A 12,883-nucleotide genomic window follows, 5' to 3' on the forward strand; every position below is an offset into this window, starting at 1 on the left:
CTCCTCTCAACGGCCAGGCTGCTCCGCGTCCGGTCACGAGCCGGCGCGGAGCCGACAGGAGGAGGACCGGCAGATGACACTTCCCCGTACCCGGCGATGGCGGGCCCGCACGGTGGGCGTACTCGCCGCCGCCGCGGTTGTCGCCGCGATGGGCACCCCCGCGGCGGCCGCCCCGGCCACCGGCGAGATCCTGCACGCCGACGCCCCGAACGCGGTGACCGACGGATACGTCGTGGTGCTCAGGGACGACGCGATCGGACGCGCCGGCGACCGGCGGGCCACCGTCACGGACGCCGCCGGGCGGCTGGCCGACCGCTACGGGGCCACCGTCGACCGCGTCTACGGGCACGCGCTCAACGGATTCGTGGCGCACCTGCCGGAGCGGGCCGCCCGGCGGCTCGCCGCCGACCCGGCCGTGGCGTACGTGGAGCGGGACCGGGTGGTGACCCTCGTCGGGCCGGGCGTGCAGCTCAACCCGCCGTCGTGGGGCCTGGACCGCATCGACCAGCGCAACCTCCCGCTCGACGGCCGGTACGCCTACCCGAACACCGCGCACAACGTGCACGCGTACGTCATCGACACCGGCATCCGGAGCACGCACGGCGACTTCGGCGTCCGGGCCGGCGGCGGCGTCGACCTCGTCGACGGCGGCCCGGCGGACGACTGCAACGGCCACGGCACCCATCTCGCCGGCACCATCGGCGGCACCCGGCACGGGGTGGCGAAGGAAATCCGACTGCGGCCGGTACGGGTGCTCAACTGCGCCGGCAGCGGCACCTTCTCCCAGGTGATCGCCGGGGTGGACTGGGTCACCGCGAACGCCGTGCGGCCGGCGGTGGCGCTCCTGGCGCTCGGCGGCGGCGCCAGCACGGCGCTGGACGCCGCGGTGAACCGGTCGATCTCGTCCGGGGTCACCTACGCCGTCACGGCGGGCAGCTCGAACGCCAACGCCTGCGGCTACTCCCCGGCGCGGGTCGCGGCGGCGCTCACCGTGGCGGGCACCACCAGCACCGACGCCCGGATGCCGAGCGGCAACCACGGCAGCTGCATCGACCTGTTCGCCCCCGGCGCCAACATCACCTCCACCTGGCACACCGGCGACGCGGCGGTGACCACCATCAGCGGCAGCTCGATGGCCGCCGCGCACGTCACCGGCTGCGCCGCGCTCGCCCTCTCGGCCAATCCGACCTGGAGCCCGGCGCAGGTGGCCGCGCACCTGGTCGGCAGGGCGACGACCGGAGTGGTGACGGGCGTGGTCAGCGGCACGCCGAACCGTCTGCTCTACTGCGGCCCCTGACCCACGCGGCCCGCCGCACCGGCGGGCCGCACGGCTCACCCGCGGCCGCAGCCGTGGACTCCGGCTCCGGCTGGGGCCAGGGCTGCGGCTGCGGTCGCGGCCGTGAACTCCGGCTGCGGCTGCGGCTGCGGCTGCGGCTGCGGCGGGAAGATCGATGTTCGGCGACCCTTGTCCCCGCCGGGCTCGCCGACTACCGTTCAATCGATGATCGACTATTTGGTCATCGGCGGCGGAATCGCGGGCGCCAGCGCCGGGCACCACCTCGCCGCGTACGGGACCGTGGTGCTGCTGGAGATGGAGCAGGTTCCCGGCCAGCACTCCACCGGCCGCTCGGCCGCCGTGTTCTCCGAGTACTACGGCGGGCCGGCGGTGCGCGCGCTGACCCGGGCCAGCCGGGGCTTCCTCACCGCGCCGCCGCCGGGGTTCGCCGAGCACCCGCTGCTCACCCCGCGCGGCGTGCTCAGCCTCTGCCCACCGGGCAGCGAGGACGCCTTCGAGGCGGCGCTGCGCGACGGGGCCGAGGTGGACCCGCCGGCCCGCGAGATCGACGTCGCCGACCTGCCCCGGCACTGCCCCGTCGTGCGGCCGCAGTGGTGCCGGCGGGCGATGGTGAAGCCGGCTGTGCGGGACCTCGACGTCGCCGCGCTGCACCAGGGCTACCTGCGCGGCATCCGGGCGGCCGGCGGCCGGGTCGTGTGCGGCGCGCGGGTACGCCGGCTGCGGCGCGGCGGCGACGGTTGGCAGGTGGACACGGACGCCGGCGAGTTCAGCGCCCGGGTCGTCGTCAACGCGGCGGGTGCCTGGGCCGACGAGGTCGCGACGGCGGCCGGCGTACGACCGTTGGGGTTGACGCCCCTGCGGCGCACCGCCTTCCTGGTGGACGCGCCGGCGGGCGTCCCGGCGGGGGACTGGCCGATGGTCAACGACGTCGACGGCACCTTCTACTTCAAGCCGGAGTCGGGGCGCCTGCTGGTCTCCCCGTGCGACACCACTCCCGTGCCGCCGGGCGACGCCCGCCCCGACGACCTCGACGTGGCGATCGGCGCCGACCGGGTGCAGGCGGCGACCACGCTGGACATCCGCCGCGTCCACCAGCCCTGGGCCGGGCTGCGGACCGCCGCCCCGGACGACGTGCCCGTCATCGGCCCGGCGCCTGACGCACCGGGTTTCCTCTGGATGGCCGGGCTCGGCGGCTACGGCGTCCAGACCTCGCCGGCGGCGGGTGCCCTGCTCGCCGCGCTGGCGGTCGACGCCCCACCCCCGGTCGACCCCACCCCGCTGTCCCCGTCCCGCCTCCCCTGAAGATCGACTTCGCCGCCAGCCTCAGGACCGGCGGGGCATGGGGACGGGTGGGAGGTCAGCCGGAGTGTTGGTTCAACGGGGAGCGGCGGGGCAGCATCGTCCACGCCGAGAGGGCCGCCGACAGCAGCGCCGCCAGCAGCATCACCTGGAAGACCGCCGGGTAGCCGGCCATGCTGGCGACCAGGCCGGCCAGCGGCGCCCCGGCCACCAGGCCGATGTCCCAGAACGAGGTGAACGCGCCGAGCGCCGTCCCCTGGTGGGCCGGGTCCGTGCGGTTGATCACCAACAGGGCCAGCGCCGGGAAGAGCAGCGAGAGCCCGGCGCCGATGACCAGCCCGCCGAGGACCGCGACCAGCAGGTTCGGCGCGACCGCGACCAGGAGCAGCCCCACCGCCTCCACCAGGGCCGACCCGACGGCCACCCGGCCGGCGCCGAGCTTGTCGGGCAGCCCGCCCACGACGAGCCGGACGCCCACGTAGGTGAAGCCGAACGCGTTGAACGCGACGATGCCGTTCTCGACGCCCCGCTCCGCCATGTGCAGGGCCACGAACGCAGCCAGCGCGGCGTAGCCGAACCCGGCCAGGGAGAGCGCGACGCCGGGCGCCACCGCGCTGCGCGGCAGGATGCCGGCCCGGCCCGCCGGGCTCGCCTGCCGCGGCCGCGGTCGGGTGGCGACGAGCGCGGCCCCAACGGCCGCCGCCAGGACCGCGAACAGCCACACCGCGGGATAACCGGAGGTACGCAGCAGCACCGCGCCGAGCAGGGCGCCCAGCGTGATGCCCAGCCACATGTAGATGCCGTACAGGCCGACGACGCGGCCCCGCCGGTCGGCCGGCACCAGCGCCACCAGCCAGGCCGCGCCGGCGGTGTAGACGGCCGCCTCACCGATCCCGTGCAGGACCCGGACGCCGACCAGCACGCCGATGTTGCCGGCCGCCAGGTAGGCCGCCCCGGCGGCGGCACACACCACCGCCCCGCCCAGCATCACCGTCCGGTACCCGTGCCGGTCGCCGACCCGGCCGGCGATGGGCCGGGCGATCACGGCGGAGACCGCGATCGCGGCGATCACCACCCCCACCTCGACCCGGTTGCCGTCCAGCTCGTCGAGGACGTAGAACGGCAGCACCGCCAGGGACGCGCCCACGCCGAGCAGGCACAGGAAGATCGCGGCGAAGAGCGGGACGATGGGCCGGTAGAACGATAGTTTCCCGCCGGTCGTGGTCATGCGGTGACGCTCCTAGCCCGTGCTCCGTGAGGCCCTGCTGGGCGGTGGGGTGGCCCGGCGTCGCGGCTGCCGGTGCAGGTCGGTGTCCTCAGTGGATCGACCAGCGACCAGGCAGACCGAGGGCCGACCGGGCACCTCGCGCTCAGGATAGCGGCATCGAAGCGGAACGATCCAATCAGCGACTCAAGACCGTCGCCGACGGCTGCACCACCACCTGGGTCCACGACCCCTCAACCGGGTCCGCGAAGCACCCGCCCCGGCGGCAGCCTGCTGACGGAGCAGCCCCGGGGCGATCGGCACGTAGAGCGCGGCGATGCGCGCGCAGCAGCCCCGCACCTCAAGGCGCCGTGTTCGCAATTAGCCGTCATGGTGTCCGTCGGCGGAAGTGTCCGCAGGTGGGACGCTGTCGAGCTGATGTCGCAGACGATTCACCGCCGTCCGGGGCCACAATGGCCCCGACGACGCCTGATGTCGCAGACGACTCAGCTCGACAGCGTCACACACAATCCCGCCCCAGCCCGGCTCGGCGGCCACCACCGTCCCACGCAGCACGGATCCACCCGGCCAAGGCTGTATGACGAGGCGCTAGGCCGGTACGACGTGGAAGAAGTGGGTCGGCAGGTGCACGGCCAGTCCCTCGTGGATCTCGGCACAGACGGCCGGGCCGTCGGTGGACAGGGTGCCCGGCGGCGGGGTGTCGACGCGGATCGCGGACCGCCCCGCGTCCAGCAGGCGGGCCGCCATCGCGAAGTCGCCCACCACCGCCTCGCCCGGCGCCACCATCCGCGTACGGCTGATCTGGACGCCGTTGCGGGTCAGGTCCGTCAGGAACGAGCCCTTCCCGAGCAGGTGGGTGTAGTAGTCCCGCGGGTTGACGATCATCGCGTGCGGGGTGGCCCCGGTCTGCTCGATCTCGTCGCAGGCGGCGAGCAGGCCGCTGAGCCAGTCGTGCCGGTACGGCAGCCGCCCGATCTCCGGGTGCCGCAGCAGGCCGCCCTCGCCGATGGTCAGCGCCTGGTTCTCGGCCGTGGCGAGGCGGACCAGCAGCCGGTAGTCGATGAAGGAGGCCAGCGCCTCCGGGTCGTCGGCGAGTTCCTCGGGGACGCGCACCCAGGCGCGGATCGGGTGCACCCCGGCGGAGGCGGTGCCGAACCGGAAGGCGGCCTCCCGGCGCAGGCCCGACTCGTGCACGGCGGCGGCCTCGCCCGCGTCGGGCCGGCCCTCGGACCAGAACCGGACCGGCTCCATGCCGACCGGCCGCTTGCGGAACAGGTTGCGCACGGTCACCCGGGGGCGTTCCTTGGTCGGCTGGAAGGCGTCCGTGATGGTGTAGTCGAAGCGCACCTCGGCGCCGGCGGGATCGTCGGCGTACGCGCGGGCGAACAGCTCACCGGGCGACAGCGTCGACGACGCGGTCACGGGTGGCGCGGTGGTGATGGTCATGAGTCCTCCCCGATGGAGATGGCGTGTTGGATCAGCCGCTCGTAGAAGGGCCGGTGGTGGTCGTGGTACGACCGCAGGGTGTCGTTGTTGGCGACGGTCACCTCGAAGGACTTCTCGACCGGCGAGAAGCCCGAGGTGCGTTCGACGTCGAGGTGCCACTTGCGCGTACGCCGCCACTCGGTGCGCTCCCCCGGCGCCCAGTTCAGCGCCTCGGGCAGGAACGGCAGCCCCACGGCCTCGCACCAGGCCGACACCGTCTCGGCGGGGTGCCGCAGCAGGTCCTCGGCCCGGATCACCACCGGCGGCCGGTGCGCGGTCCGGCTGACCAGGTCGAACAGCTCCCACTGGTGCTCGTAGCCGATCTCCGGGCAGGTCACCGTCGGCTTGATCGCGTAGTGCGAGCTGATCGCGCGGGCCGGTTCCCGGACGATGAAGGTGTGCGTGACGTCGGCGATCGCCCCGGGGTCGTCGAACAGGTGTCGGTAGCGGTATTCGAGCGTGTCCTTGACGAAGACGGTCCGGTCCCGGCCCAGCTCCGTCAGGTGCGCGACGACCTCGGCCGCGTCGGTCACGGTGACGGTGCCGCCGTCGGCGGCGGGCAGCTCGACGTGCCCCTCGTCGACGAGGGTGACCAGGGGCTCGTGGACGACCGTGACGTCGCCGCGGGCGATCATCATGCGCAGGAACGCGGTGGAGAGCGCCCGGGGGTGCGCCCACATGGCGATCACCGGCATGCCGGCCTCCCGTACCGCGTCTCCCGCCGCCCCGGGACGGCGCCGCGGCGGGGCGCGCTCACTGCGACCACGACGTGGGCTTGCGGTCCCACCGGTGGCCGCGCAGCGTGTCCAGCAGCCCGGCGTCCAGCGGTACGCCGTCGCTGACGGCCAGGTTGGCGCGGACGTGCTCGGCGCGACGCATCCCGGGGATCACCGTGCTCACCGCCGGGTGGTGCAGGATGAACCGCAGCGCCAGCTCCGGCATGGTCATCCCCGCCGGCACGTCGGCGGCCAGCCGCTCGGCGCGCTCCACGCTGGGCAGCAGGTTCTCCGGCCCGAAGTACGTGCTGCGCCAGTCCTCCTCCGGCCAGGTGCTGTCGGCGGTCAGCGTGCCGGTCAGCGTCCCCTCGTCGAACGGGACCCGGGCGATGATCGCGATGTCGTCGCGCTGGGCGCGCGGGAACAGCTCGTCCTCCGGCGCCTGGTCGAAGACGTTGTAGATGACCTGCACGACGTCGATCAGGCCGGTGTCGAGGGCGGCGTGGCAGTTCGTCGGCTCCCACCGGTTGACGCTGATCCCGACGCCGTCGACCACGCCCTCCCGCTTGAGGTCCGCGACGGCCTCCTGCCAGCGGCCGTCGGCGGCCCACCGGTCCTCCCAGACGTGGAACTGGAGCAGGTCGATCCGGTCCACGCCGAGGTTCTCGAGGCTGCGGTGGGTGAACTCGCGGATGTGCTCGGCCGGGAAGACGTCGTCCAGGGTGTCCTGGGGGCCGGGCGGCCACTCGCGGTTCTTCGGCGGGATCTTGGTGGCCAGGTACAGCCGGCGATCCGGGTGCCGGCGCACCAGGCCGCCGAGGAGCTGCTCACTGACGCCCCGCCCGTAGACCCAGGCGGTGTCGAAGAAGTTGCAGCCCCGTTCCACCGCGTCGTCCAGGCAGGCCGGAGCGGTGTCGTAGTCCCAGCCGGTGAAGCCGCCGGGTCCGCCCCCGATGCCCCACATCCCGTACCCGACCTCGCTGACCTGCCAGCCGAGCCGACCCATCCTGCGGTATCGCATTCCACTCCCTCATCCGTGCCGGAAATTGCGTCGCGCGCGACCGTTCACCCTGGTCCCGCCGGCAGCAGCAGCCGGTCGGCCTCCCGCCCCTCGTGCGCGCCCAGCCAGGCGCGGTAGGCGCCGACGGACGGGCCGAGCCGGTGGTCGGTGAAGCCCCGGCGGCGTTCCAGCTCGGCGCAGCCATCGCGCCGGAAGAGCCGGGGGTTGTCGGTGAGCAGCGTCGCGAAGACCGCGCGCAGCCGCTCCTCGTCGGCGCCCGCGCCGGGCGGGAAGAGAGCCAGCAGCACGGCGGCGTCGCGGTCGCCCCCGTCCGCCGCCTCGCGCAGCCCCGCCACGAACCGCCCGCAGCTCACCCGGGGCAGGGCGTCCGCGCCGCCCAGCGGCAGGTCGGTGAAGTCGACGCTCACCGGGTGCAGGACGTGCAGCGTGCCGCCCCACTGACGCGGGTCGACGACCGTGGCGACGATCCGCCGGGCGGCCCAGTCCACCGGCGTCCAGTCGGAGCGCACGGGCGCGTCGGGCCGCATCCGCAGCCGGTGGCAGGCCGCCAGCAGCAGGTGGGTCAGGGCCCGGGGGTTGGGGTGACCGTCGTCGGCCGCGGGCATCACCTCGCCGAGGCGCAGCACCGTGACGGTCGCGCCGCGCCGCCGGGCGTCGTCGAGGTACCGCTCCGCCACCCACTTCGACCGGCTGTAGCCGCTCGTCGGCGGGACGGCGAGGGCCGGGTCGTACGTCTCGGGCAGCGGCTGCGGATGGCGGGCGGCCTCGCTGTCGAGGACGCCGAGGGTGGAGACGTGGTGCAGCGGCTTCGGCCGTCCCGTCAGGCACAGCCGCAGCAGCTCCGCGGTGCCGAGGACGTTCGCGGCGCGGTGGGCCCGGTAGTCGAACAGGAAGTTGACCAGCGCCCCGGCGTGCAGCACGAGGTCGCAGTCGTGGGCCAGCCGGTCCCACGCCTGCGGGGTCAGGCCGAGGGCCGGGCTGCCGAGGTCGGCCGCGTACCCGTGCAGGCGCGGGTCGTGGCCGGGCCGCCACAGGCCCCGCTCGGCCAGCGCGCCCACGACGCGGGCGGTGGCCTCGGCGTCGTCGGCCGCGCGGGCCAGGCACAGCACCCGGACGTCGGTGGTGGCGAGCAGCTCGTGCACCAGGCGCGCGCCGACGAAGCCGGTGGCCCCGGTGACCAGGACCGTACGCGGCGCCCGGCGCCGGCCGACGGGGCGTACGGGCAGGTTGGCCGGGATCTTGGCGTCCCGCTCCACCAGCTCGTCCTCGGTCTCGGTGGGATCGGCCGTGCGCAGCCGTACGGCGAGCGCCCGGGCGAGCCGGGCGGCGCTGCGGTGGGTGAACAGGTCCTGCACGCCGACGCGCACGCTCTGGTCCGCGCCGAGGGCGGTGACCGCGTCGAGGGCCTGGAGCGAGTCGCCCCCGGCGTCGAGGAAGTCGGTGTCGGGGTCGAGGTCGGGCCGGCCGAGGACCGTCCGGAACACCCCCAGCACCCGCTCGGCAAGCGTCCGCGCCTCGGCGGGCGCGGGCGACGGGCGGGTCCGGTCGGCGAGCGTACGGTCCAGCCATTCCTCCAGCGCCTGCCGGTCGACCTTGCCGTTGCCGGTCAGCGGCAGCGCGTCGCGCACGACGACGTGCCGGGGCACGTGGGTGCGGGGCAGCAGCCCGCGCAGGTGCGCCCGCACCTGCGGCTCGGTCACCTCGGGGTCGGCGGCGAGGAAGAGGGCCAGCGACTTCCCCCGGTGCTCGCGGGCGAGCAGGACCTTCGCCTGCCGTACGCCGGGCAGCCGGGTGGCGGCGGTCTCGATCTCGCCCGCCTCGATCCGGACGCCGTTGACCTTGAGCTGGTGGTCGCGGCGGCCGGCGAAGTGCAGCCGGCCGTCGGGGGCGATCCGGCCGAGGTCGCCGGTGCGGTAGAGCCGGGCCCCCGGGATGCCGGGCAGCGGGTTGGGCACGAACACCTCGGCGGTGCGGGCCGGGTCGCCGAGGTATCCCTCGCCCAGGCACACGCCGCCGATGACGATCTCGCCGGTCTCGCCCGGCGGCAGGGGGCGCAGCTCGTCGTCCACGACGGCGGCGTAGCAGTTGTCGATGGGCCGGCCGATGGGGATGACGTCGCCGTCGCTGCGGGCGACGGTGTGGAAGATCATTCCGATCGACGCCTCGGTCGGGCCGTAGCCGTTGGTGACCGCCACGCCCGGCACCAGTTCGACCAGCCGGTGCACCGCCCAGGGGTCGATCTCCTCGCCGCCGACGATCACGTGGCGCAGCGAGGCGACGGCGCGGCGGGCCGCCGGGTCCCGGTCCAGGACCGACACCAGCGCGCCGAGCACGCTCGGCACGAAGTCGGTCATCGTGACGGTCTCGTCGGCGATGGTCCGGACGGTCCGCTCGACGTCGAGGAACCCGCCCTCGACCGGCACCACGGTGCGGCCACCGGTGGTCAGCGGCCAGAACATCTGCCACACCGACGAGTCGAAGGTGTGCCGGCTGTTCTGGAGCACCACCTCGTCGCCGGTCGCCGCGAAGTGCCGCGTCATGAACCGCAGCCGGTTGGCGATTCCGTCGTGCCGGTTCAGCGCGCACTTCGGGGTGCCGGTGGTGCCGGAGGTGAAGATGCCGTAGATCAGGTCGGCCGGGCCGATCGGCACACCGGGCCGGCGGCGGGTCGGGGTGATCTCGTCGAGGTCGACGGGCAGGCAGGGGACGTCGCCGGTGTCGGGGCGCGGGCCGGTGCCGCGTACCACCGCGAGCCGGGGCCGCACCTCCCGCAGCGAGGCGTGCAGCCGGTCCGCCGGCCAGCCGGGATCGACGGGTACGAAGGCCGCGCCGAGCTTCATCAACGCCAGGTCGACGACGGGCAGTTCGAGCCCGTCGGCGAGCAGGACGGGCACCACGTCGCCCCGCCGGACGCCCCGCCCGGTGAGGGCGGCGGCGACGCCGTTGGCCAGGTCGTCGAGTTCGCGGTACGTCAGCGAACGGCCCCGGAACGACACCGCCCGGCGGTGCGGGTGCCGGTCGACGCGCTCCTCGACCATGCCGGGCACGGCCAGGAAGGGCCGGTCGTCGTACGCCCTCCCGGCGACCGCCGCAGGGGTGGCGGTGCACCGGCAGGTGGGCCCGTCGGAGACGGGAACCGCCGCCGCGGATCCGGTGTCGCCCGCCCTCATCACGCCTCCTGTCCCCGTGCCCGCAGGCCTGTCGTCATGCTGCGGACGGGACGAATCCGACCCGACGCGCAGCAAGGGTGGTTATCGGCGCCGGTCGATGCCCTGCCTGCTGGTCATGGACATTAGAGGGCCGATCGATGGGAGGGAATATGCAACTTTCTGCTACATCGATTCCCGTCACTTGGAAGTGGTGACCGCGCTCCCCGCGCGCCGCCCGTCCGGCGGACAGGCCTCCCACCAGGCAGTCCTACGCCCACCTGCCGGCGTACGCGGAGATTCCACGCTGGACCGTCGTCCATGCACGGAGGCGTACCGGCGGGGCGGACGGACGCCTCCGCCACGCAACGAGCAGGTGCGATGACGGACGGTAGCCAGCGGCCCGCGGGCCACTCGAGCCGGTGCAGCGGGTCGCGGGTGTCCCGCTCGCTGATCACCGCCGTCAACGCGATCAGCTCACCCGGCGGTCGTGACCCTGCCAGAACCGTTCCCGCAGCTCGCGGCGCAGGATCTTGCCGCTGGGGTTGCGCGGCACCCGGTCGATGAACTCGTAGTGCAGCGGCTGCTTGAAGCCGGCGAGCTGGCCGCGCAGGTGAAGCGCCAGGTCGCGCTCGGTGAGCTGCTGGCCCTCCACCGGCACCACGAACGCGTAGACGGCCTCGCCCCAGCGCTCGTCCGGCACGCCCACGACCGCCGACTCGGCGACCAGCGGGTGCCGGCTGATGACGTTCTCGACCTCGACCGGGTAGACGTTCTCCCCCGAGACGATGATCATGTCCTTGATCCGGTCCCGGATGTACAGGTAGCCGTCCTCGTCCAGCAAGCCGGCGTCCCCGGTGACGACCCAGCCGTCGACAAGCGTCTTCGCCGTGGCCTCCGGCAGGTTCCAGTACTCCACCATCACGCCCGGCGAACGCAGCCAGACCTCGCCGACCTCGCCGGCCGGCAGCGGGTCGCCCTTGTCGTCCATGATCTTGACCTCGAAGCCCGGGTACGGCAGCCCCGCCGACTGCATCTTGCCGCCGTCCGGGGTGTGGTCGGCCGGGGGCAGGCAGACGGCGGAGTTGCCGGTCTCGGTCAGGCCGTAGATCTGGGCGAACTCGCAGCCGAAGCCCTCGATGCAGCGGGCCAGCAGCGCCGTCGAGATGGGCGCGCTGCCGTAGACGATCTTCCGCAGCGAGGCGAAGTCCGCCTTGGTGACGCCGGGCTCCGCGAGCAGCAGTCGCAGCATCGAGGGCACCGCGAGGATGGTGGTGACGCGCAGCGATCTGATCAGCTCGACCGCGCCCGCCGTGTTGAACTCGCGCATCAGCACGTTCGTGGCGCCCGCGGCGAAACCCATCGCCGCCCACGACAGGCCACCGATGTGGAAGCCGCCGTTGCAGAGCAGGCTGACGTCGCTCTCGCGCAGGTCGAGCCAGTCCAGGTTCTCCGAGGCGAGCCCGTCGCGTACCGCGAAGAAGCTGCGGTGCGCCAGGACGACGCCCTTCGGCAGCCCCGTCGTGCCGCTGGTGTACATCTGCGCCAGCGGCGTGTCGGACGTGACCTTGGCCAGCACGTTCGCGTCCGGCTGCGCCGACACCCAGGCCGCGAAGCCGGCGCGGGCCACGCCGCCGGCGTCCAGCGCGACCACCTGCCGCAGCATCGGCAGCTCCGGCGCCAGCTTCTCGGCGACCGGGGTCGAGTCGGCGTCGACGAAGAGCAGGGCGGCGCCCGAGTCGCGCAGGATGTGCTCGACCTCGCCGGCGGCCAGCCGCCAGTTGATCGGCACGAACACCACGCCGGTCTTCGCGGCGCCGAAGAGCAGGTCGTAGAAGTGCTCGGACTCCTTGCCCAGGTAGGCGACGCGGTCCCCGGGGCGCAGGCCCGCCGCCTGGAGGCCACGCGCCACCTGGTTGCTGACGCGGTGCAGGGTGGCGTAGTCGACGCGCCGGCCCTCGCAGATGATCGCGACGGCGTCCGGCTGCTGGGCGGCGTGCCGGCGCGCCACGTCGACGAGCGTGCGCAACTGAACGGTCACCAAGTCCTCCTCAGTGGACGTACGGGTGGGGGCGGCTCACGCCGCGTCGGCCTGGGAACGCATGCCGGGCGGGCTGACCGGTGCCATCCGCACCTCGCACTCGGCGCTGCCGCCGTCGTCGTCCGGGAGACGCCGGGGCATGTCGATGTTCTGGACGATGTCGCCCTCCGCGCTCGCCAGCCCGATCGGCGCGCTGTTCGTGACCCGCGATGTCGCCATCGCCGTACCTCCTTGCGCACGAGTGCGAACTGAACGTAATCAGCGCGTGTCCATCACCCGGTAACAGCGGAAGAACTGGTCCGCGGACCCGATTCGGACCCCCGTACTCGTGAGCGGAGGCGTCACCCGCACCAACGGCCGTCGTCCCGGCAGTTACCCGAGCGTGGACGGGCTGGAGGCACCATGAGCGCGCGGGCGGTCCCTCCCGCCCGGCGCACCGCATCCGACAGCGATTCCTTCCGAGCGATCACAGCGAGGACGACATGGCGGACACGTGCCCGGTGCACGGGCATCGGCAGCTGATGGACGACGACCACTTCGCGGGCCCGTACGCGGCGTACGACGCCCCGAAGCGGTTCCCCCACCCGCCCTCCGGGAGCTGTGCACCCGCTTCCCGGACATCGAGCTCGCCGCCTCCCGGGAGTCGCTGAAGG

At 74.0% G+C, this 12,883-nt stretch carries 9 protein-coding genes; 2 read left to right on the forward strand and 7 right to left on the reverse strand.

Annotated features, from left to right (window positions below):
- Positions 1–73: 73 nt before the first annotated feature.
- Together ACPXCB_RS03655 and ACPXCB_RS03660 are read left to right on the forward strand one after the other, a co-directional pair.
- Positions 74–1,297 (forward strand): S8 family peptidase, encoded by a 1,224-nt coding sequence (locus ACPXCB_RS03655; protein ID WP_425872192.1) that lies wholly within the window; start codon positions 74–76, stop codon positions 1,295–1,297.
- A 204-nt stretch (positions 1,298–1,501) separates the two neighbouring features.
- On the forward strand, positions 1,502–2,599 hold the full coding sequence (locus ACPXCB_RS03660) for an NAD(P)/FAD-dependent oxidoreductase (RefSeq protein WP_425872194.1): 1,098 nt from the start codon (positions 1,502–1,504) through the stop codon (positions 2,597–2,599).
- Positions 2,600–2,654: 55 nt separating this feature from the next.
- Here ACPXCB_RS03660 and ACPXCB_RS03665 read toward each other — a convergent pair whose 3' ends face one another.
- From ACPXCB_RS03665 to ACPXCB_RS03695, 7 genes are all read right to left on the reverse strand, one after another.
- Positions 2,655–3,824: an MFS transporter gene (locus tag ACPXCB_RS03665; RefSeq protein WP_425872196.1), complete on the reverse strand. Its 1,170-nt coding sequence runs from the start codon at positions 3,822–3,824 to the stop codon at positions 2,655–2,657.
- Positions 3,825–4,409: 585 nt separating this feature from the next.
- Positions 4,410–5,267 (reverse strand): family 3 encapsulin nanocompartment shell protein, encoded by an 858-nt coding sequence (locus ACPXCB_RS03670; RefSeq protein ID WP_425872198.1) that lies wholly within the window; start codon positions 5,265–5,267, stop codon positions 4,410–4,412.
- A complete protein-coding gene (locus tag ACPXCB_RS03675; protein WP_425872200.1) occupies positions 5,264–6,001 on the reverse strand; it encodes a hypothetical protein in 738 nt (245 codons plus the stop codon). Before ACPXCB_RS03675 ends, ACPXCB_RS03670 begins: the two co-directional genes overlap by 4 nt.
- A gap of 58 nt (positions 6,002–6,059) precedes the next feature.
- Positions 6,060–7,043, reverse strand: a complete 984-nt coding sequence (locus ACPXCB_RS03680) for an aldo/keto reductase (RefSeq protein WP_425872202.1) — start codon at positions 7,041–7,043, stop codon at positions 6,060–6,062.
- Between the two features lie 44 nt (positions 7,044–7,087).
- Entirely contained in the window at positions 7,088–10,213 is a 3,126-nt protein-coding gene (locus ACPXCB_RS03685) for a non-ribosomal peptide synthetase (protein ID WP_425872204.1), read from the reverse strand.
- A 448-nt stretch (positions 10,214–10,661) separates the two neighbouring features.
- On the reverse strand, positions 10,662–12,230 hold the full coding sequence (locus ACPXCB_RS03690) for a fatty acid--CoA ligase (RefSeq protein WP_425872206.1): 1,569 nt from the start codon (positions 12,228–12,230) through the stop codon (positions 10,662–10,664).
- A gap of 36 nt (positions 12,231–12,266) precedes the next feature.
- A complete protein-coding gene (locus tag ACPXCB_RS03695; RefSeq protein WP_425872208.1) occupies positions 12,267–12,449 on the reverse strand; it encodes a hypothetical protein in 183 nt (60 codons plus the stop codon).
- Positions 12,450–12,883: the final 434 nt, after the last annotated feature.

Origin of the sequence: Micromonospora sp. DT62 (genome assembly GCF_049847285.1) — a bacterium.
GTDB classification, from domain to species: Bacteria; Actinomycetota; Actinomycetes; order Mycobacteriales; family Micromonosporaceae; genus Micromonospora; species Micromonospora reichwaldensis.

Coding starts and splice junctions, on each gene's coding strand:
- ACPXCB_RS03655 (WP_425872192.1), top strand. CDS start 74: ATGACACTTCCCCGTACCCGGCGATGGCGGGCCCGCACGGTGGGCGTA.
- ACPXCB_RS03660 (WP_425872194.1), top strand. CDS start 1,502: ATGATCGACTATTTGGTCATCGGCGGCGGAATCGCGGGCGCCAGCGCC.
- ACPXCB_RS03665 (WP_425872196.1), bottom strand. CDS start 3,824: ATGACCACGACCGGCGGGAAACTATCGTTCTACCGGCCCATCGTCCCG.
- ACPXCB_RS03670 (WP_425872198.1), bottom strand. CDS start 5,267: ATGACCATCACCACCGCGCCACCCGTGACCGCGTCGTCGACGCTGTCG.
- ACPXCB_RS03675 (WP_425872200.1), bottom strand. CDS start 6,001: ATGCCGGTGATCGCCATGTGGGCGCACCCCCGGGCGCTCTCCACCGCG.
- ACPXCB_RS03680 (WP_425872202.1), bottom strand. CDS start 7,043: ATGCGATACCGCAGGATGGGTCGGCTCGGCTGGCAGGTCAGCGAGGTC.
- ACPXCB_RS03685 (WP_425872204.1), bottom strand. CDS start 10,213: ATGAGGGCGGGCGACACCGGATCCGCGGCGGCGGTTCCCGTCTCCGAC.
- ACPXCB_RS03695 (WP_425872208.1), bottom strand. CDS start 12,449: ATGGCGACATCGCGGGTCACGAACAGCGCGCCGATCGGGCTGGCGAGC.